Origin of the sequence: Bradyrhizobium sp. SZCCHNS30572 (genome assembly GCF_032484415.1) — a bacterium.
In the GTDB taxonomy this organism is placed as follows: Bacteria; Pseudomonadota; Alphaproteobacteria; order Rhizobiales; family Xanthobacteraceae; genus Bradyrhizobium.
The window spans coordinates 160,951-180,470 of record NZ_JAUESY010000010.1; the positions used below are offsets into that span (position 1 = coordinate 160,951).

Sequence of the window (19,520 nt, forward strand, 5' to 3'; positions counted from 1 at the left end):
GGAGGGGCGGCACGGCCGAAAGCGGCTTTCCGGCTCCGAAATAGCCGTGATAGAAGGCCGCCAACAGTCACGACATCGGGAACGGGCGGGAAGCGCATGAAGGACATCCTGGACACCCTCGAGGAGCGCCGCAAAGGCGCCAAGCTCGGCGGCGGCGAGAAGCGCATCGAGGCGCAGCACGCACGCGGCAAGCTGACGGCGCGGGAGCGCATCGAGCTGCTGCTCGACAAGGGCTCGTTCGAGGAGTTCGACATGTTCGTCGAGCACCGTTCGACCGAGTTCGGCATGGAGAAGACCAAGGTCCCGGGCGATGGCGTCGTCACCGGCTGGGGCACCGTCAACGGCCGCAAGACTTTTGTGTTCGCCAAGGACTTCACCGTGTTCGGCGGCTCTTTGTCCGAGACCCACGCGCTGAAGATCACCAAGCTGCAGGACATGGCGATGAAGGCGAGGGCGCCGATCATCGGCCTCTATGACGCCGGCGGCGCCCGCATCCAGGAGGGCGTCGCGGCGCTCGCGGGCTATTCCTACGTGTTCCGCCGCAACGTGCTGGCGTCCGGCGTGATCCCGCAGATCTCGGTGATCATGGGCCCGTGCGCCGGGGGCGACGTGTATTCGCCGGCGATGACCGACTTCATCTTCATGGTGAAGAACACCAGCTACATGTTCGTGACCGGCCCGGATGTCGTGAAGACCGTCACCAACGAGGTCGTGACCGCGGAGGAGCTCGGCGGCGCCTCGGTGCATGCGACGCGCTCCTCGATCGCCGACGGCGCCTTCGACAACGACGTCGAGACGCTGCTGCAGATGCGCCGCCTCATCGACTTCCTGCCGTCGAACAACTCCGACGGGGTGCCGGAATGGCCGAGCTTCGACGACATCGAGCGTGTCGACATGTCGCTCGACACGCTGATCCCGGACAATCCGAACAAGCCCTACGACATGAAGGAGCTGATCCTGAAGGTCGTCGACGAGGGCGACTTCTTCGAGATCGCGGAAGGCTTCGCCAAGAACATCGTCACCGGCTTCGGCCGCATTGCCGGCCGCACCGTGGGCTTCGTCGCCAACCAGCCGATGGTGCTGGCCGGCGTGCTCGACAGCGACGCCTCGCGCAAGGCCGCGCGCTTCGTCCGCTTCTGCGACGCCTTCAACATCCCGATCGTCACCTTCGTCGACGTGCCGGGCTTCCTGCCGGGCACCGCGCAGGAATATGGCGGCCTGATCAAGCATGGCGCCAAGCTGTTGTTCGCGTACTCGCAATGCACGGTGCCGCTCGTCACCGTGATCACCCGCAAGGCCTATGGCGGCGCCTTCGACGTCATGGCGTCCAAGGAGATCGGCGCCGACATGAACTACGCCTGGCCGACGGCGCAGATTGCGGTGATGGGCGCCAAGGGCGCCGTCGAGATCATCTTCCGCGCCGACATGGCGGATCCGGAGAAGATCGCCGCGCGCACCAAGGAATACGAGGACCGCTTCCTGTCGCCGTTCATCGCTGCCGAGCGTGGCTACATCGACGACGTCATCATGCCCCACTCCACCCGCCGCCGCATCGCCCGTGCGCTCGCCATGCTGCGTGACAAGAAGATGGAGATGCCGGCCAAGAAGCACGACAATCTGCCGCTGTGAGCGGCGGTTGAAGAGCAGGGAGGGCGGCGCACCGGCGGGTCGCCGTCGTATTTGACGAAGTCTGGCGGCCGCCGCGCGCTTCCGCCGGATCGGCGCGGCAATCTGCGCCGTTTTCGCCCCTGGCGTTAAGCTTACGGCTTAACTAACCTTTAACGAAGGGTTTGCGGGAACTGGGCCGCTGGCCTAGCCTTTGTCGATCGCTGATGGGTCAGAAGAGTAGGGTCGCGTATCATGGCTGTTAGAACATCGGCATATCGGAATTCCAGAGTTCTGGTCGTCTGCGCGGCCGCCGCCGCGCTGGTGTTCTCCTCCGAGGCCGCGTCGGCCCGGTCTGGCGTTGCCGTGGCTGCGCCCGTGGCCGCCGGTCAGGCGGGGGCAAGCCAAGTCGTCCCGCCGGCGCCTGGCGTGCGGCCCTTCGTCCGTCACCACCACCGCGGCTATCGTTCCTATCTGCCGGCTGCCGGCGCGTTCGCCTATGGCGGCTATGGCGAGCCCGTGCCGCAGCAGATCCCCGAGCACACATCGGCCGATGTGCGCTACACCTATACCTACGACGTCCCGTGGGACTGGGTCCACCGCTTTCCGCCGAACGTCGTGCCGTCGGATCGCCCCTATGTGTCGAGCTGCCCGATGCAGACCGTGACGGTGCCGGGACGCCGCGGCGGCGATCACTCCGTCACGATCACCCGCTGCTACTGACGTTTTGAGCCAGCTCAATGCGACCCGTGTGAACCGGCGCTAGATTTCATCAAATACCGACCGGCCTCGCTCGCGCGAGGTCGCGAGGTGACGAGGCCCGGACTCCTAGGCACTCCGGGCCTCGTTGATTCTGATAGTCTCCCGTCATCGCGCGAGTCGGCGCGGGGGAGGCTCCAATGATCGAGACGACGGCGAGGTCGCGTTTTTTGATCGTGCGCATCTGCATGGCGCTGATGATATCGGCCGCCGCCGCTCAAGCCGCCGGCGCCGATGAGACCGTGACGATCGGCGGCTCCCGCGTCGCCCTGATCAGGCCGGCCTTGGTGCGCGCCAGCGTGATCCTGCTGCCCGGCGGCGACGGCGCCATCAATGTCGGCGATCGCGGCGACATTCACGGCCTGCTCGGCAACCAGCTGGTGCGCACGCGCAACGCCTATGCCGCCCGCGGGCTCGCCGTCATGGTCGCGGACGCCAGCACCGATTTGAAGGCCGCGGTGGACTACATGGCCGCGATCAAGCGGCCGGTGACGGTGATCGGGACCAGCCGAGGCACGTTGCGCGCCGCGGAAGGTATTGCCCGCGGTGCCCGGCCGGATGCGCTGGTGCTGACTTCGGGCTTCCTCAGCCCGGAGTCCGGCAGCTCCTCGAACGTGATGTCGATCCTTGGCTCGCCCTCCGCCTTGCCGCGGACGCTGGTCATTCATCACACCAGTGACGGCTGCAAGTTCACGCTGCCGGCGGGCGTCGATCCATTCATCAGATGGTCGGGCGGCCGCGCGCGGGTGAAGTGGCTGTCGGGCGGCGCGGAGGCGGGGGATCCCTGTCAGGCGCGCGGCCATCACGGCTTCAACGGGCTCGACGGGGAGGTGGTCGGCCTGGCCGCAGGGTTTCGCTGAGCGGCCGATTGCAGGTAGACTCCGCGGCAACACCAACATGGTTCGGAGGAAACTCGATGCCGTCAGCCATCTTCGTCGTTCGCGCGACCCTGCCTGATCCCGCCCGGCGCGATGAGTTCGATCGCTGGTATCGCGACGTTCATCTGCCCGACGCGATCAGGAGTTTTGGCGTGCGCAAGGCGTGGCGGGTCTGGAGCCTCGCTGATCCGGCGGTGCATCAGGCGGTGTATCAGTTCGATGCCATCGACGCGATGGAGCGCGCCGTCGGCGGCGACGAGATGAAGCGCCTGATCGCCGACTTCAATCGCGACTGGCCCGACGTGACGCGGACGCGCGAGAGCTTCGTACTGGCGGACGGATTTCCAGTTGATTCTTGACTTTGGGTGCATTCTCATCGAGCTGGGGTAGCCATCAATTCGCAAGTGGCCACCAAATGCTCGCAATCGGAGATGAATTTTCTTCAGCATCCGCACAATGGCCGAGCAGGTGTCGCTCGTACGGCGTCACTTTGGCTGAGGCCAGAAGAGCAGCTAAGCACAATTCAGCCAAGACGAAGAAACGCATTTTGCGCAGTTCCTAAGCAATCGGACAATGCGCACTTGGACAATAGCGTATTTCACCCAACTCGTAAGGCCGGTGCTGGATGCTCTCGGCGCTTTCGGAAATGATGGTCTCACGCGGTCGAGGCCCGCCGGCAAAATCTTCAACCGGTCTATATCTCCTTCAGGATTGCTTCTATTTCGGGTATCAAGTTCCGCCCGGGACAGTCGGTAGGGGCATGAAGTTTGTGGATGGTGACGCTGGACGTTGGAAGATTCCAACGAATTAAGAGCCACTTCACTAGGCCTCGCAATGCTTCTCTTTGCCCTGGGCGTACCACTTCATGTTCGAAGTCACCCTCGACAGCAATCTGAATGTAACCTCTAGGATCGTAGCCCGTATTAGTGTCACCGGCGAACCTTACATCCCGTCCCTCAGCGATGGAGCCCCTTGCGTCGATGTAGAAATGATAAGGTACATCGGGCCAGGATGGTTTTGACTTTGATGGTGAGACTCGACCTGGCGATTGCGAGAATGCCTGCAAGCCGCGCATCTTCGCCTCGATGCTCGTCGAGATGTTACTGCGAACGCCCGTATGATGTATAATTATGCCAATGACAGTCTGGGCTGTCATTCCACCATTTGCCGGTTTCGCTCCCCATTGTTCGCGCGGCACGATCTCCGGCTGCGCGCCCTGAACATCGGGGTTTCGGTCAGCAAAGGACCGCTCGGTACTGGTCGCGCTGCAATTCGAAAGGGTTGCAGCGAGGGCGAGTAACAAAACGAGCTGCTTCCCCATGGCCATTCCTTCGGGTCTGAAGTCGAATAGAGCGTATCCGGATGCTATTAGGAGTGCCTAGAAAATGGTCAGGGCGGCCCAAGCTGGACGATCGGCACCAAAGTTAGGCGCGCTTCAGCAGCTATTCTTAAAGTATGCTGTTGGATAGCCGCGCTGCTTGTATCCTTGTGCGGCGCTCTGGGCTGTGTCCCTGTTCAGCGGGCCGACTCCGACACAGTACCAGCCGGCGCGGAAGTTAGGATAGTAATTACGAGCATTTGTGTCGATGAGTTGTGCTTGAAGCGCACCGCTGATTCCGCGGGCGACACTCAGATCTTCGGAACAATATGCTATCGCGTAGTAGCCGCACCTGCGGCCCCCTTCTGAGGGCGGGTTCGGCTGCGTAGGGCTGGGTGCTAAAGCTGCGTTGGGCGCCTGAAGAGCAGCGGGTGCCATCGCCGTTGCAGGTCGGGCACTCGAGTTGGCCTTCTCATTTTCAGAGTCGGCCCTTTCAAAGACGGCATTTGCGAAGCAAGGGCTTGAGCCACTCTTCAACTCCCATACCATCTTGGCTTGAGCATTCGTAGTAAGAATGAGGTAGTAACAGGTAAATCCAGCGCCAGCGATCTGATAGTTCGATCCGCTCTCGCCCCTTGAACTCGTGATGGAGGCCTGACCGAGATTGGGTAAGCTAGCTTCGCGCGTCTGACCAATCTTGTTGAAGACGATGTGCGGTCCAGGCGGACTGATCGAAACCCACACGCCATCGAACATTTGTAAGGCATCGTCGGCGAGCGCATTTGTCGAGAAAGCCAATGATACGCTCGTCACCCCGGCAACGAGAAAGACGGGAACGCGCATCGCTCACTGCTCCGCGCTAGGGAGGATCTTTCTTGAAATGCGCAGATGGGAAACACACCGAGGAGCCACCTTTGAGTTCCCAGGTCATCTCGCTATTGTTTATCTTGCCGACGAAGTATTGACACGAAAAGCCCTCGCCGGAGACTAGGAAGTTCGACCCGTTCTCGCCGTTTGAAACTCGGATGGCCGCCTGTCCTAAGACAGGAAGGCTGGCTTCACGAGAGTTGAGGCCCACCTTGTTGAAGATGAAGTGCGGACCGGGCGGATTGACCGAAACCCAAACGCCGTTGAAAATGTCCAGCGCGTCCGCCCGAGCGTTAGCGGTTGCAAAAACAAGGAGGTACCCAAGAGCTATCAAAAAACAGCGCATTGCGCTTCCCCTTCAGGTTAATATACTAAGGTCAAAAAGCCGTATGCGCGGCATTGCCAAGGCTACAACCACTGCATTAGGATTTCCAGTGTTTTGACGAGGCCCGGACTGAGCACGGAATAAGGGCAGAGGGGGATAGTATGTTGATAGTTAGGGTATGGAAGAGTGATTTCTCTTCGAAGCTTCTGGTGGCCGGCCTCTGCGCAGCCTTTTTCCTGCCTCAAGCCCAAGCGCAAACTCAAGGCCTTCTCGATGGTCGGTTGCTCGGCAACTGGCTCAAGAGTGGATCCGGAGACAATATTCGCTTTCTGTCAAATGGTGATTTGAACATTTCGTTTTCCGGGGCGGCAACCGTTTTCAACGGAGTCGGATCGGTCGAGAGGTGTGCCGATGGCGGCGCGAATATTTGCCTGGTCGGGCCGCGCTTTAGGTGTGCCTACCGGTATGCTTTTGCCGGTGAAGGACTAAATCTCTCGTTCCGTACAGGTGGGCCGGACGTGGCCTGTAGAGCCGCGGCAGGCGATTACCGGCGGGTGGAGCCCTAAGCGACCGGGGCTACTTCCGTTCTGAATCGTGTCCATCGAGCAGTCCCGGCGGGGCTTTTGATCCACTGGTCCCGCAAAAACGTCTGCTGACGGTTTGAGTGATTGCTTGAGCTATTTGAGCCTGCATTGTCTCCGTTTGAAGATTGATTTCGTCCGCTCGGTTGACGATCACGCCCGCCTCAAGGAGCAGAGCCGGATAGAAAGCTTCCTTCAGTACGGCTAACCGATCATTCAGATAGATCCCGCGCTGCCGATCAATGAGTTTTCGCCCTTCACCGGGAATCTTCATCGCATGGTGCAACGAAGGCCGCAGTCCTTGCCTGATCAGTTCATCTGCCAAAATCTGGGCAGCCGCTAAGCTTTCGGAAAACTTAGGAGTGAGCTCGGACAGGAAGATCGAAAAGCCGGAAAATTCGTCGCTGTAATGGTTTGCTCGTCCGGCGAAGCTCCATTCATGGATGAATAACGGCTGAACTGAATCGTGATGAATGGAGATAAATAGAGTTGGAGAATAGCGTTTTGCCTGGGCGACGCGGTTGAGTAGCTGTTCTTGACCTATGCCGTGTATGACCAGCACGCTCACAAGGTACCCCGACCTTGCAAGTTCCAATGAAACCCTGCGAGCGAGGTTGAGGTTGAACTCAAACTCCGGCACGCCGCGCGCGCTAGTCGCTCCGGGTTGCTCAGGCGTGTGGCCGACGTCCAGCATAACCTTCGCGATCGATGTGCAGTGCGGCACAGACGCTGACTGTGATGCTGCGGTCGGTATCGGAGCGATACTGCTAAGGCTGCTCGCGAGAAGGACAGCTCGAAGGCAAGATAATGCTCGCATGGAGGCCCCGGTCCAAAGCACCGCTTCTAATGCACTTGCCGATGGAGACCGATCCGATCAATCATACGGTTGTTCGAGGGAACTGTTAGCAGCCGTCACCACTGCGAAGCCGAGATAAGCAGGCTTTCAACTGGGAAATCCGCCTCGAGTAGGCGCTCGCCAAGCAAGTTATATTCGTAGCACAGGCATTTCGATCGTTGGACAACCAACTCTTCTCGGTTGCAGCCAGTCGTGAAGAGCTGGCTGCGTCACCGTTGCTGCGAGCGTAAGCCTGAGCCGATGTATACAAAGCGTCAAGATTTTGATCGAGCTGAGCTAGGCCGCTGTCTGAACAGACAGTTCGTTCCGCCTCATTCAAGCGCGCGGAGCAGGAGAAGCTCGGAGAGACGGGGGTGCGAGGCGGTGGAGGTGGCGGTAACGGTGTCGGTGCCGGTGCCGGTACCGGTACTGGTACCGGGCTATCGGCTTGCTCGAAAGCAGCTGATTTGAAACAGATGTCCCCACCGCTCTTCAGCTCCCAGACCATTCTTGTCCGCTGGTTGGTGGTGAGTATTAGGTAGAAGCAGGTGAACCCTGGGCCCGAGATTCGGAAATTTGATCCGTCTTCTCCATTGGATGGACCTATCGTGGCTTGGCCTAGTATCGGCAAACTAGCCTCTCTTTGACCCAGGCTGATCGTATTAAACACGACGTGCGGTCCCGGCGGGTTAACTGCCACCCACACGCCGTTGAAAATCTGGGTTGGATCGCCCTGCGCCTGAGCGCCGACGGCTGAGGCTAGGGAGCTCAACAATACCAAGGTAATGGCACGATAAAACACTGCTTGCTCTGAATGTTTCTTCAATTCGGGTGCTCAGTCTAATCCGCTCGCCAGCGGCTGATCAAGCCATACTCGACCTGGACCGCGTACGCTTCTCCCGAGGCCGGATCACTATTGCTGCGCCATGTCCGATCGTTACGTGCTGGTCATCCGAACGCGTAGTTCTCCGCCTATTCAAGCGTTCACTCACAAGCGTCGTCCTGAATCGTAGTCGGCAACATTGAACGTCGGGGCTTGCTGCACGTGGCTATGGCATTGGGGTGTATGGTCGCCGCAAGCGTCGCACTCGTTGCAACCCCGTCGGCCGCTGCACCGCCGTCAGCCGCGCCGCTCGACGATGGCGCCGCGGTGGAGCGCGCGATCGGCGGCGCGAGATGTCGCGGCTGATCGCGGACTTCAATCGCGATCGGCCGGGTGCGATGCGTATGCGCGCGAGGTCGTGCTGGCGCAGACGGTCGACCCATGATCGGTGCCGCCGGTAGAGGCCCTTTCGGATCACGGGGACGACGTGTCGATGGTATCATGTGCGCGCCATTTGGCCGTGATCGACTAAGTTCAGCTCACGTTCAGGTGATCGGTCGAATACTCCCTTCATGCCCTGGCTCGTGCATCATGGAGGCGTGCGATGGAACGACGGAACTTCCTCAAGCTGGCATTGGGGTTCGGCTGCGCGGCGGCGGCCGGCGCCGTGCTCCGCACCACCGATGCAGTCGCTGCGCCGCTCTCGCCATTGCCGCTGAACGAGGCGGCGCCTTCAGCCAGGGATCAGCACGTCGAGCCCGCGGTCGGTTCGCAGGATGAGGCCGACCGGCTCGCGCCGGAGCAGGTTCGCTGGGGGCATCACGGTCATCATCACGGACACCATGGTCACGGCCACCATTGGGGCTGGCGCCGGCGGCATTGGGGTTGGCGGCGCCGTCATTGGGGCTGGCGCCACCATCATCGGCACTGGCACCGCCATTGGCATCGCCGCCACCATTGGTGATCGGCGCAGCCGCATTGCGAGAAAGCGCAGTTTCTGGCGTGTGACCGCAACACGGCAGGGGTCGGCGTGGCGCGATCCCTGTCGCTCATTGTTTGCTTTCACCTGCCGAGGAAGTCCAGCAGCAGCCGGTCGTACGTCTGCGGCGCATCGAGGAAGACGAGGTGGCCGGCATTGGCGACCACCTCGGCGCGCGCATCGCCCATCCGGCTGGCTAGGCCCTTTGCCAGCTCGGCGTTCTGGCCCATCTTCGCTCTCGAGGCCTCGGGCGCGTTGGGCCGTCCCGGCGCGTTGTGATCGTCCGCGCCCATGATGAACAGCGTCGGCTGCGTCAGCAGCGGGATCTCGTGCACCACCGGCTCGCGGTAGATCATCTGATAGGAGCTGACGAAGCTCTTCAGCCAGCGCGAATAGTCGGCGCTTTGCTTCAGGTTGAAGCGTGCATCGATGAACGGCGTGACCTGCTCCGGCGGCAGCTTCAGCGCGTAGTTGGTCTCCAACTGCTTGCGATAGCCGTCCGCCGTCAGCCGGTCCTCACTCTCGATGATCTTTTCCGACGGGATCGGCGGCACGTAGACGCGATAGTCCTCGAGCCCGATCGGCGCGGTCAGCACGAGATGTGCGACGCGGTCGGGATAGGCGCGGGCGATGCGCACGGCCAGCATGCCGCCCATCGAATGCGCGACGATATCCGCCTTGGCGATGCCGAGGTGATCGAGCAGCGTCATGGTGTTGCGCGCCAGCGTGTCGAAATGCAGCTCGCCTGCAGGCTTGGATGATTTGCCGAAGCCGACCTGGTCGGGCACCACGACGCGGAAGCCGGCGTCGGTCAGTGTCTTGATCACGGGCGCCCAGTAGCTCGAGGGGAAGTTGCGGCCGTGCAGCAGCAGGGCAACGCGGCCGTTCGGCTGCGCCGGCGCCACATCCATATAGGCCATGCGCAGCTGCTCGCCGTCATTGACCAGGGGCAGCAGGCCGACCGGATACGGATAGGGGAAACCTTCGAGATTGATGCCATAGGGCTCGCGCGGTGCCTCCGCCGCCGGGGCGACAGTCGGGGCGAGGGCGAGCAGGGCGGCACAGAAGGCGACAGCGAAACGCGACATGAACACTCCACGACGGACGTGACGAGATGGTCGTCAACCGTCACGCCGTGCCCCGCGTTCGCCTTGGCCGCAAGGCACGAGGGCCACGCTGCGATAAAGAGCGCGTGATCGTCAGTCTTCGGCCGGACCGAACAGCGCCGCGAAATGCTTTTCGCCGGCGCGGCTGAAATTGACCACGCGACTGCCTGGGGTGGCATCGCGCGCCGCCCATTTCAGCTCGGTGAAGCGCTTCATCAACGCTGCGCCGAGCGTGCCGGCGAGATGATGCCGCCGCGCGCTCCAGTCGAGGCAGGCCTTGCACACGGGCCGGCGCGGATGCGCCAGCATTTCCGGCGAGATCCGCAAATGCTGCGACAGGAAATGTTTGCCGTCCTCGGTCAGCACGATCTCCTGCTTGCGCCGGCGGACCAGCTTCTGCCGCGTCATGCTGTCGAGCATCTGCACGCCGAGATCGCCGGCGAGATGGTCGTAGCAGATGCGTGCTCGCCGCAGCTCCGGCTCCTTCGGCCCGGTGCGCACCCGCATGTGGCCGGCGCGCGCGGCAAGGCCGGCGAGCTTCTCCAGCACGTCGGCGACATCGGGATCGGCGAGCCGGTAGTAGCGGTGGCGGCCCTGCTTCTCCGGCTCGACCAGGCCGCCGCCTTCGAGCTTGGCAAGATGCGAGCTCGCCGTCTGCGGCGTCACGCCCGCTTCCTGGGCGAGCTCGGTCGCGGTCAGCGCACGGCCCGAGAGCAGCGCAGTCAGCATGTTGGCGCGGGCGGGATCGCCGACCAGCGCCGCCACCATCGCAATGTCCGGACCTGATTTCATACTTCGATGCTAGCCGAAGCATTCTCGCCCGGCAAGCGGATAGTGTCGACGATACAGAACTCACCGGAGGTTGTCATGACCATCACCGTCTTCATCCGCTATCGCATCGATCCGTTCAAGCGCGACGTGTTCGAGGCCTATGCCAGGCGCTGGCTGTCGATCATCCCCCGTTGCGGCGGCGACCTGATCGGCTATTTCATGCCTCATGAAGGCACCAACGACATCGCCTACGGCCTGATTTCATTCGACAGTCTCGCAGCTTACGAGCGCTATCGTACAGCCTTGCGCGGCGATGCTGAGGGCCGGGCGAACTTTGCGCTGGCCGAGGAGCACAAGCTCATTCTGGGCGAAGAGCGAACATTCTTGCGCAACGTCTTGGCGGCGCAATGATCGCGGCTCTATGCTGCCGCAACGCGAGGATGCATGGGAGGATGACATGACGTTGATCAACACGGCGGACAAGCGCGCGGCCTTTCGCAAGCTGCACGAGGCCGGCTGCTTCGTGCTGCCGAACCCGTTCGATGCCGGCACGGCCAAAATGCTGCAACATCTCGGCTTCAACGCGGTCGCCTCGACCAGCGCCGGCTTCGCGTGGTCGATCGGCAAGGCCGACACCGGCACGACGCTCGACGAGATGCTCGCGCATCTGGCGGCGCTGTCCGCGGCGGTCGACATTCCCGTCAACGCCGATTTCGAGGGCGGCTTCGCCGATGCCCCCGAGGGCGTGGCCGCCAACGTCACGCGCGCGGTCGCCACCGGCGTCGCCGGTCTGTCGATCGAGGACTCCACGGGTGACAAGGATGATCCGCTCTACGCGCGCGAACTGGCGGTTACGCGCATCCGCGCCGCACGTCAGGCGATCGATGCAAGCGGTGGGGACGTGCTGCTGACCGGCCGCTGCGAGGCGTTTCTCTGGGGCAAGCCCGACCTCAAGCTCGTGACCGACCGCCTCGCGGCCTATGCCGAGGCCGGCGCGGATTGTCTGTACGCTCCGGGGATCAAGACGGTCGAGGAGATCACGGCTGTCGTCAACGCGGTGGCGCCCAAGCCTGTGAACCTGCTGATCGGCGCGTCGGGTCTGTCATTGAGCCAGGCCGCCGAGCTCGGCGTGCGCCGCATCAGCGTCGGCGGTTCGCTGGCGCGGGTGGCCTGGGCCGGCTTCGTCCGGGCGGCCAAGGAGATGGCCGAGCAGGGCACCTTCACCGAACTGGCCAATGGCTATCCCGGGGGCGAGCTGAACAAGCTCTTCGGTTGAGATCAGGCTGCGCGCCCGTCCTCCCGCAGATTCTGATCTCATCCGCCTGTAGAAAAGCCGCGGACTCTGCCGCGGCTTTTCAGTCTGATTTGCTGAAATCGCTTAGTAGCGATCCGTTCCGATGCCGACGCTGACGCCCGGGGCGCGGAAGCCGATGCCGCCGCGGTCTTCGTAGCCGCGCCGTTCGATGTAGCGCTCACGCGGAGCGTACGCGTAGGAATCGCGATCTTCGCCTTGAATGATGACGCGGCGTTCACTGCGCTCGCGCCAACAGCGGCCTTCCTCGTTACAGACCATCCGGACGTTCTGGATGTCTCGTTGCGGGACCGCCGAGGCTACGGGAGAGATCGGTGCCGCCGAAGCGGCGGTCACGGCCAGCGTGCTTGCCGCGGCTGCGATAGCTATGGAGAGAGCTTTCATTACGTATCTCCTGGGTGAGAGTGTCAATGAGCCAATCGGTTCGCGCTGCTATGGTTCCATGGCGGCCCTCGCACGCGCCGCGTAATTTGTTGGAGGACTCGCCAAAAAACGGCGGCGGGCGATTGTTCACCCGCCGCCCAGGAGTGGGACCGCTGATTGCCGTCCGCGAGATTATTTGACGGCGTTGGGCTTGTCGCTCGGGGCCGCCGGCGGCGGTGTGGTGCGATCTCCCGCGGCGCCGGTCGTCACGCCGGGCGAGGTGTTATCTTTGGTGGTCGAGGCGGATTGCGAGGCCGGCGTAGTGCTCGCCTGATCGTTGCGCATCGACATGTTGTTCAGCCCGTAGAACACGGCGCCGAGCAGGATCGCGATGCCCAGGGCGTACGCTGCGATCCGGCCGGTCGAGGCGGAGCCTTCCCTCAACTCGGGATCGGGCTGCAGCTGGCTGTCCGTCCGCGCCGCGCGCTCGTAGTCGGCGCCGGTCATGTCGGCACCGGGCATGCCGGGCCGCGTCGTCATGTCCGGCCGGTTCATGCCGTCGGGATAGCGTTCGTTCGGGAGCCGTTCGTTGGCCATGATGTCCTCCTTGCGATTGTCACCCGACAACCAGTCGGGCCCCGGCTCTGTTCCGCGAAACCTTACGAATTCCCCAGTCGATCCGTTGCACCGCGCGCTAAGGTGCCTCGCGTGCACTGCGATTCTCCGTCCTGTTGTTGGAGCCTTCGATGTGGAACCTGCCGCCCGGTGACAGCGTGTTGCATCTGTTGACCTGGGTGGCGCTGGCGGCGCAGGCGATGACGGCCGCGCTGGCGGCGGGACGCCGCAGTATGGACTGGATGGGCGTCTGCTTGTTGGGGGCGATCACCGCGCTCGGCGGCGGCACCTTGCGCGACGTGCTGCTCGGCCACTATCCGCTTGCCTGGGTCGAGCAGCCGTCCTTGCTGCTGCTGACCGTGCTGGCGCCGTTCGTGACGATCGCCATGGCGCGCCTGGTTCACAGGCTGACCATGGCGTTCCTCGTTCTCGATGCGGTCGGCCTCGTCGTGTTCACGATGACGGGCTGCGACATCGCCTGGCAGATGAACGTGCCGATCGGCATCGTCATCGTCGCCGGGATGATCACGGGCTGCGCCGGCGGCGTGCTGCGCGACATCCTGTGCAATGACGTGCCATTGCTGTTTCGCGCCGAGCTCTACGCCAGCGTGTCCCTCGTCACGGGCCTGGTCTATGCGACCGGCTTGTCGCTCGGCATCGCCAGCGGATGGTGGACGGCGCTGACCTTCGCGCTCGGACTGTCGTTCCGGCTGCTCGCGATCCGCTACAAATGGAACATGCCGCGCTTCGTATTCGCGGGCGACGATCGGGGATGAACGACCGCGGTCTTGTCGCATCGCACAATTCGTTTCGGGCCAGAATCGTGCCGGCCACAACGGTTCACTAACCGTCCGCCGAGCCGCCAAAGCCATGGTGCGCATCATCCCATTTCGCGGCAGTGGCCGTTTTCGACACAAACCGCAAAAGCCGCAGCCGGCTCCCGCCACGAAATTGCGATTTCGGTTGGCTGCCCTGCGCAGACGAGATTTGTGATGCGCATTCTTCAAAAGCAGACATAAATGATTGGCAGAACGCGCGCTTCCGCCGGCCGGCGGCAGCCGCGCACCCCGACAAGGCACGGCAAGAGGGCGGAATGGGACTCAACGAGAGCGAGATCAATCTCGACCAGAAATACACCGCAAGCTCCGGCCACATCTTCCTGACCGGCATCCAGGCGCTGGTGCGGCTGCCGATGGCCCAGATCCGGCGCGACCGCGCCGCCGGCCTCCATACCGCCGGCTTCATCTCCGGCTATCGCGGCTCGCCGCTCGGCGGCTACGACCAGCAGCTGTTCTCGGCCCGCAAGCATCTCGAGCAGTACAACATCAAGTTCCAGCCCGGCGTGAATGAGGACCTCGCGGCGACCGCGATCTGGGGCTCGCAGCAACTCGCACTGTCGCCCGGCGGCAGGTATGACGGTGTCGTCGGCATCTGGTACGGCAAGGGCCCCGGCGTCGACCGCTGCGGCGACGTGTTTCGCCACGGCAATGCCGCCGGCTCCGCCAAGAACGGCGGCGTGCTCTGTCTCGCCGGCGATGACCACGGCGCCAAATCCTCGACCGTGCCGCATCAGTCCGACCATGCCTTCATCTCGGCGCTGATGCCCTATCTCTATCCGTCCTCGATCCACGAGATGATCGAGATGGGCCTGCTCGGCATCGCGATGTCGCGCTATTCCGGCTGCTGGGTCGGAATGAAGGTGATCACCGAGACGGTGGAGACGACCGCCGAGATCAACCTCAACGACGAGATGACGCCGTTCGTCATCCCCGCCGATTTCGAGATGCCGCCGGGCGGCCTCAATCTGCGCTGGCCGGATGACCGCTTCGAGCAGGACCGGCGGCTGCAGGACTACAAGGGCTTTGCCGCGATCGCCTTTGCCCGCGCCAACAAGGTCAACCGCATCACGATGGACTCACCGAACGCCCGCTACGGCATCATGGCGTCGGGCAAGAGCTACGAGGACATCCGCCAGGCGCTACGCGAGCTCGGGATCACCGAGGAGGTCGCCGCCAGGATCGGGCTTCGCCTCTACAAGATCGGCATGCCCTGGCCACTGGAGCCGGAAGGCGTGCGGCAGTTCGCGGTCGGCCTCGAGGAGATCTTCATCATCGAGGAGCGTCGCGAGATCGTCGAGAACCAGGTCAAGCAGGAGCTGTTCAACTGGCGCGACGACGTCCGCCCGCGCATCGTCGGCAAGATGGACGACCACGACAAGCGCTTCCTGCCGTTTGCCACCGAGCTCTCCGTCGCCTCGCTCGCGACATCGCTCACCGAGCGTCTTCTCCGCCTCGACCTCAACCCCGAGATCAAGGCGATGCTGCGCGCCAAGGCCGACTGGTTCAACGGCCGCGACGCCTCGCAGATGCAACTGGTCTCGCCGGTGGCGCGCACGCCGTATTTCTGCTCGGGCTGCCCGCACAACACCTCGACCAAGGTGCCCGAGGGCAGCCGCGCACTGGCCGGCATCGGCTGCCACTTCATGTCGTTGTGGATGAACCGCAACACCGAGACCTTCACCCATATGGGCGGCGAGGGCGTGCCGTGGGTCGGCATCGCGCCGTTCACCGACGAGAAGCACATCTTCGCCAATCTCGGCGACGGCACCTATTTCCATTCCGGCAGCCTCGCGATCCGCCAGTCGATCGCCTCCAAGGCCAACATCACCTACAAGATCCTCTACAACGACGCGGTCGCGATGACCGGCGGCCAGCGCCATGACGGCGATTTGTCGCCGCAGCAGATCACCTTCCAGCTCCATGCCGAGGGCATCCGCGAGATCTACCTGGTCTCGGAGAATCCAGACGCCTATCCGGCCGAAACGATCGCGCCCGGCGTCAAGCTCGCGCACCGCGACGAGCTCGAAAACGTCATGAAGACGCTGCGCGAGACCAAGGGCGCCTCGGCCATCGTGTTCGTGCAGACCTGCGCCGCCGAGAAGCGCCGCCGCCGCAAGCGCGGCACGATGGAGGATCCGCAGCGCCGCGTCTTCATCAATCCGGCCGTCTGCGAAGGCTGCGGTGACTGCTCGGTGCAGTCGAACTGCATCTCGGTCGAGCCGCTGGAGACCGAGCTCGGCCGCAAGCGCGTCATCAACCAGTCGTCCTGCAACAAGGACTATTCCTGCGTGAAGGGCTTCTGCCCGTCCTTCGTCACCATCGATGGCGGCAAGCCGCGCAGCCGCGCGCCAGCTGAGCTCGGCGACATCGGCGAGATGCCGGAACCGCTGACCAAGCCGTCACTGGAGCGGCCCTACAACGTCGCCGTCGGCGGCGTCGGCGGCACCGGCGTGCTGACGATCGGCGCGCTGCTCGGCATGGCCGCGCACATCGAGGGCAAGGCCTCGATGATCCTCGACATGTCGGGCCTCGCGCAGAAAGGCGGCGCGGTGCTCAGCCATGTGCGCCTCTCCGAGAATACGGCTGACGTGACCTGCTCGCGCATCGTCACGGGGACCGCCGACCTCGTCATCGCCGCCGACGAGGTGGTGGCGGGTGCCAAGGAGACGATCACGCTGTGCGATGCCGAGCGCACCCATGGCGTCATCAACAGCCATCTGATTCCGACCGCCGATTTCGTGCTCAACCGCGACTTCAATTTCCAGAACCGCAAGGTGACGAGCCTGCTGGAAACGGCGCTGCACAAGGACTCGACCTTCCTCGATTTCACCAAGCCGGCCGAGGCGCTGCTTGGCGACAGCATCGCCACCAACATGATGATGATGGGCTACGCTTACCAGAAGGGCCTGCTGCCGCTGTCGGCCGAGGCGATCGAGAAGGCGATCGCGATCAACGGCGTCGCGGTCAAGATGAACACCGAGGCGTTCCGGCTCGGCCGCCTCGCGGTGGTCAACCCGGAGCGGCTCGCCGACATGATGACCGGCAAGGACGAGGCGGTGCCGCCGAAATCGCTTGAGGCGATGACGCTCGACGAGATCATCGCCCACCGCATGGCGTACCTTACCGGCTATCAGAATGCGCGGCTCGCCAAGCGCTACCGCAAGCTGGTCGATCAGGTGCGCGAAGCCGCCGACAAGGGCGGCTACGGCGAGGCGCTGCCGCGCGCAGTGGCGATCAACTATGCCAAGCTGCTCGCCTACAAGGATGAGTACGAGGTGGCGCGGTTGTTCTCCGACGGCAGCTTCGAGAAGCAGCTCCATGACGCGTTCGAGGGCGACTACAAGATCAGCTTCAACCTCGCACCGCCCATCCTCAATTCCGGCCTCGATCCGCAAGGGAGGCCGAAGAAGCGCAGCTTCGGGCCGGGCATGATGAAGATGTTCCGCCTGCTGGCAAAACTGAAGGGCCTGCGCGGCACACCACTGGACGTCTTCGGCTACGCGGCCGAACGCAAGATGGAGCGCGACCTGATCGCCGGCTATGAGAAAGACGTCGCCACCGTGCTGAACCTGCTGTCGCCTGCCAACGTCGACATCGCCGTCGAATTCCTGTCGCTGCCGGACAAGATCCGCGGCTACGGCCCGGTCAAGGAGAAGGCGGTGCAGGACGCCAAGGCGCGCTACGCCCAGCTCGCCGCCGACCTCGCCAATCCACCGCCCGCGCCAAGGCAGATGGCGGCGGAGTAAGGCTTGGCCTCTCCGTCATTGCGAGGAGCGGAGCGACGAAGCAATCCAGAGTCCGCGTGATGCCTTGGATTGCTTCGCTTCGCTCGCAATGCCGGCGCTCACGGACAGCTCGCAGGATGGAATCGTCTGGACGAACGTAAGAGGCACAACCGATGCACACTGCGCTCGATGCTGATCCGGAGAAGCTTGACGAGCATGAGCGGAAGTTCGTCGCCAATATTCGTGAGCACGGCTGGTTCGCGGTTCGTGTCGGAGCCGACGCTGAAGGGCCTGGCTTCGCCTACACAACCGGCTTCTGGTTGAAGTTTGGCCATCCCGAGTTGATTGTCTTCTCGCTGCGGGGACAAATCGCTCAGGATGTCTTCTGGCATCTGTATCATGAACTCGAAGCGGGACGGCGTATCCCCATCGGCAGTGAGTCCGGCGATGTGTTCAAGAACATCCCCGCCGTGTTGCTACCCGTCGCGCAACAGCACTATCGCAATCATCTCGGCTGGAGCCGCTGGTTCTACGGCGGTAACGGTTTCGAATGTCTGCAATTGGTCTATCCCGATCGCGACGGACACTTTCCATGGTCGTCGGACGCGCCGGTCGACATCCGGGCAGCCCAGCCCGATCTCACGGAAGGCAATTGGTCCGGCCTCTGCGCACGCTAGTCCGGCGGCCATCGTAAAGGCACGCAATCGCCGTGCCCACCATCATGCGATCGGTGCCAGCTTCCGCCTCCGCCGTGTCAGTTCGCCATCCGCTCCCGGCTCATGCGCAGCGTCACGACCAGGCCTTCGGCGGACCAGTCGAAGGCGATGGTGCCGCCGAGCTGGGCGTTCATGCTGCGATGGATCAGTTTGCTGCCGAAGCCTTCGGTGGTGTCGGCCGACTTCGGCGGCCCGCCGCGCTCGGTCCACATGATCACCACTTCGTCGTCATGCGCGCTGCACGACACGTCCAGCGTGCCGCTCGAAACCGACAGCGAGCCGTATTTCGCCGAGTTGGTCGCGAGCTCGTGGATGACCAGTGCCAATGTCGTGCTCGAGCGTTCTCCGACATTCATCTTGGGCACCGACACGCGGATGCGGACGCTGGCGCCTTTCTCGTCATAGGGGGCAAGCAGCACCGAGACGAGATCGCCGAGCAGGGCTGCTTGGTTCGTCCCGCCCGGCCGCGGACGTATCAGATCCTGGGCACGGCCCAGCGCGATCAACCGGCTGGCGAGCTCGTGGGCCATGTCCTCCTTTGTCGCCGCCGTGCGCGACGTCATCTGCGTCAGCGCGGTGGCGATCGTCAGCAGGTTCTTGACCCGATGGCTCATCTCGCCCGCCAGCAGCTCGTTGGCTTCTTCGGCCTGCTTGCGCTGGGTCACGTCGAGGAAGATGCCGAACATCAGCCGCTCGGCGATGTCGGCATCGTCACCTTGGCCGCGGGCGGAGATCCAGCGGATTTCGCCATCCGCGAGAATGCGAAAATCGATCTCATAAGCGCCGACGATCGCCCGTGTCGCTGAAAACGCCGATCTCACCCGTTCGAGATCGGCGGGGTGAATGTTCTGGGAGAGCACCTCGAACGTGATCCTGCTCTTGGTCTTGGGCACCTCCCACAGCTCATAGGCGCGCTCGTCCATCGTGATCGCGTCGGTGTCGACGTTCCACGACCACAGGGCCACGCCGGCAGCTTTGGTGGCAGCGCGCAGATGCTTTTCGTGCCAGATCGGCATGCACGCGTCCTCGGCCGCCATGAGTTCGGTCCCCGCTTTCTTCGCCGCTCTGCAGGCTACGGATCCCGCAATCCGGCAGCCGCAGCC

Annotated in this window: 19 protein-coding genes; 10 read left to right on the forward strand and 9 right to left on the reverse strand. The window is 63.2% G+C overall.

What is annotated here, in order from left to right:
• The first annotated feature begins 96 nt into the window (after nt 1-96).
• The 4 genes from QX048_RS27870 (at nt 97) to QX048_RS27885 (ending at nt 3,601) form a co-directional block, all read left to right on the forward strand.
• Entirely contained in the window at nt 97-1,629 is a 1,533-nt protein-coding gene (locus tag QX048_RS27870; RefSeq protein ID WP_009027335.1) for an acyl-CoA carboxylase subunit beta, read from the forward strand.
• A gap of 231 nt (nt 1,630-1,860) precedes the next feature.
• The gene (locus QX048_RS27875) at nt 1,861-2,328 is read left to right on the forward strand and encodes a hypothetical protein (RefSeq protein ID WP_315714530.1); all 468 of its coding nucleotides are present in this window, start codon (nt 1,861-1,863) and stop codon (nt 2,326-2,328) included.
• 176 nt (nt 2,329-2,504) lie between these two features.
• A complete protein-coding gene (locus QX048_RS27880; RefSeq protein WP_316200782.1) occupies nt 2,505-3,224 on the forward strand; it encodes an alpha/beta hydrolase in 720 nt (239 codons plus the stop codon).
• Between the two features lie 56 nt (nt 3,225-3,280).
• Entirely contained in the window at nt 3,281-3,601 is a 321-nt protein-coding gene (locus tag QX048_RS27885; RefSeq protein ID WP_316187251.1) for a hypothetical protein, read from the forward strand.
• A gap of 335 nt (nt 3,602-3,936) precedes the next feature.
• Here the strand turns inward: QX048_RS27885 and QX048_RS27890 are convergent, their stop codons facing one another.
• The 4 genes from QX048_RS27890 to QX048_RS27905 all read right to left on the reverse strand — a co-directional run bounded on the left by QX048_RS27890 (nt 3,937) and on the right by QX048_RS27905 (nt 7,027).
• Complete coding sequence (locus tag QX048_RS27890) at nt 3,937-4,563, reverse strand: peptidoglycan recognition family protein (protein ID WP_316200783.1); 627 nt, start codon at nt 4,561-4,563, stop codon at nt 3,937-3,939.
• A 114-nt stretch (nt 4,564-4,677) separates the two neighbouring features.
• Nucleotides 4,678-5,403: a hypothetical protein gene (locus QX048_RS27895; protein ID WP_315749654.1), complete on the reverse strand. Its 726-nt coding sequence runs from the start codon at nt 5,401-5,403 to the stop codon at nt 4,678-4,680.
• Nucleotides 5,404-5,419: 16 nt separating this feature from the next.
• Nucleotides 5,420-5,773 (reverse strand): hypothetical protein, encoded by a 354-nt coding sequence (locus QX048_RS27900; protein WP_315749656.1) that lies wholly within the window; start codon nt 5,771-5,773, stop codon nt 5,420-5,422.
• Nucleotides 5,774-6,328: 555 nt separating this feature from the next.
• On the reverse strand, nt 6,329-7,027 hold the full coding sequence (locus tag QX048_RS27905; RefSeq protein WP_316200784.1) for an N-acetylmuramoyl-L-alanine amidase: 699 nt from the start codon (nt 7,025-7,027) through the stop codon (nt 6,329-6,331).
• 1,568 nt (nt 7,028-8,595) lie between these two features.
• Between QX048_RS27905 and QX048_RS27910 the strand changes: the two genes are divergently transcribed.
• Complete coding sequence (locus QX048_RS27910; protein WP_315827356.1) at nt 8,596-8,955, forward strand: twin-arginine translocation signal domain-containing protein; 360 nt, start codon at nt 8,596-8,598, stop codon at nt 8,953-8,955.
• 98 nt (nt 8,956-9,053) lie between these two features.
• Here QX048_RS27910 and QX048_RS27915 read toward each other — a convergent pair whose 3' ends face one another.
• Complete coding sequence (locus tag QX048_RS27915) at nt 9,054-10,058, reverse strand: alpha/beta hydrolase (RefSeq protein ID WP_315827357.1); 1,005 nt, start codon at nt 10,056-10,058, stop codon at nt 9,054-9,056.
• A 111-nt stretch (nt 10,059-10,169) separates the two neighbouring features.
• Nucleotides 10,170-10,868 carry a winged helix-turn-helix domain-containing protein gene (locus tag QX048_RS27920; RefSeq protein ID WP_315749664.1) on the reverse strand — a complete coding sequence of 233 codons (699 nt, stop codon included), beginning with the start codon at nt 10,866-10,868 and terminating at the stop codon, nt 10,170-10,172.
• 75 nt (nt 10,869-10,943) lie between these two features.
• Here QX048_RS27920 and QX048_RS27925 point away from each other — a divergent pair, with 75 nt between their 5' ends.
• Together QX048_RS27925 and QX048_RS27930 are read left to right on the forward strand one after the other, a co-directional pair.
• Nucleotides 10,944-11,258, forward strand: a complete 315-nt coding sequence (locus QX048_RS27925) for an NIPSNAP family protein (RefSeq protein ID WP_315827358.1) — start codon at nt 10,944-10,946, stop codon at nt 11,256-11,258.
• 46 nt (nt 11,259-11,304) lie between these two features.
• Nucleotides 11,305-12,123 (forward strand): isocitrate lyase/phosphoenolpyruvate mutase family protein, encoded by an 819-nt coding sequence (locus tag QX048_RS27930; RefSeq protein WP_315827359.1) that lies wholly within the window; start codon nt 11,305-11,307, stop codon nt 12,121-12,123.
• Nucleotides 12,124-12,225: 102 nt separating this feature from the next.
• On the opposite strand, the gene QX048_RS27935 is transcribed toward QX048_RS27930, so the two are convergent.
• Entirely contained in the window at nt 12,226-12,543 is a 318-nt protein-coding gene (locus QX048_RS27935; RefSeq protein WP_315749667.1) for a hypothetical protein, read from the reverse strand.
• Between the two features lie 171 nt (nt 12,544-12,714).
• Nucleotides 12,715-13,119 carry a hypothetical protein gene (locus QX048_RS27940; protein ID WP_315827360.1) on the reverse strand — a complete coding sequence of 135 codons (405 nt, stop codon included), beginning with the start codon at nt 13,117-13,119 and terminating at the stop codon, nt 12,715-12,717.
• A gap of 149 nt (nt 13,120-13,268) precedes the next feature.
• Here QX048_RS27940 and QX048_RS27945 point away from each other — a divergent pair, with 149 nt between their 5' ends.
• The 3 genes from QX048_RS27945 to QX048_RS27955 all read left to right on the forward strand — a co-directional run bounded on the left by QX048_RS27945 (nt 13,269) and on the right by QX048_RS27955 (nt 18,378).
• Nucleotides 13,269-13,913 carry a trimeric intracellular cation channel family protein gene (locus tag QX048_RS27945; RefSeq protein ID WP_315749670.1) on the forward strand — a complete coding sequence of 215 codons (645 nt, stop codon included), beginning with the start codon at nt 13,269-13,271 and terminating at the stop codon, nt 13,911-13,913.
• Between the two features lie 317 nt (nt 13,914-14,230).
• The gene (locus QX048_RS27950; RefSeq protein WP_315827361.1) at nt 14,231-17,722 is read left to right on the forward strand and encodes an indolepyruvate ferredoxin oxidoreductase family protein; all 3,492 of its coding nucleotides are present in this window, start codon (nt 14,231-14,233) and stop codon (nt 17,720-17,722) included.
• Between the two features lie 152 nt (nt 17,723-17,874).
• A complete protein-coding gene (locus QX048_RS27955; protein ID WP_315749674.1) occupies nt 17,875-18,378 on the forward strand; it encodes a DUF4262 domain-containing protein in 504 nt (167 codons plus the stop codon).
• A 77-nt stretch (nt 18,379-18,455) separates the two neighbouring features.
• On the opposite strand, the gene QX048_RS27960 is transcribed toward QX048_RS27955, so the two are convergent.
• Nucleotides 18,456-19,433 carry a sensor histidine kinase gene (locus QX048_RS27960; RefSeq protein ID WP_315749676.1) on the reverse strand — a complete coding sequence of 326 codons (978 nt, stop codon included), beginning with the start codon at nt 19,431-19,433 and terminating at the stop codon, nt 18,456-18,458.
• Nucleotides 19,434-19,520 lie beyond the last annotated feature (87 nt).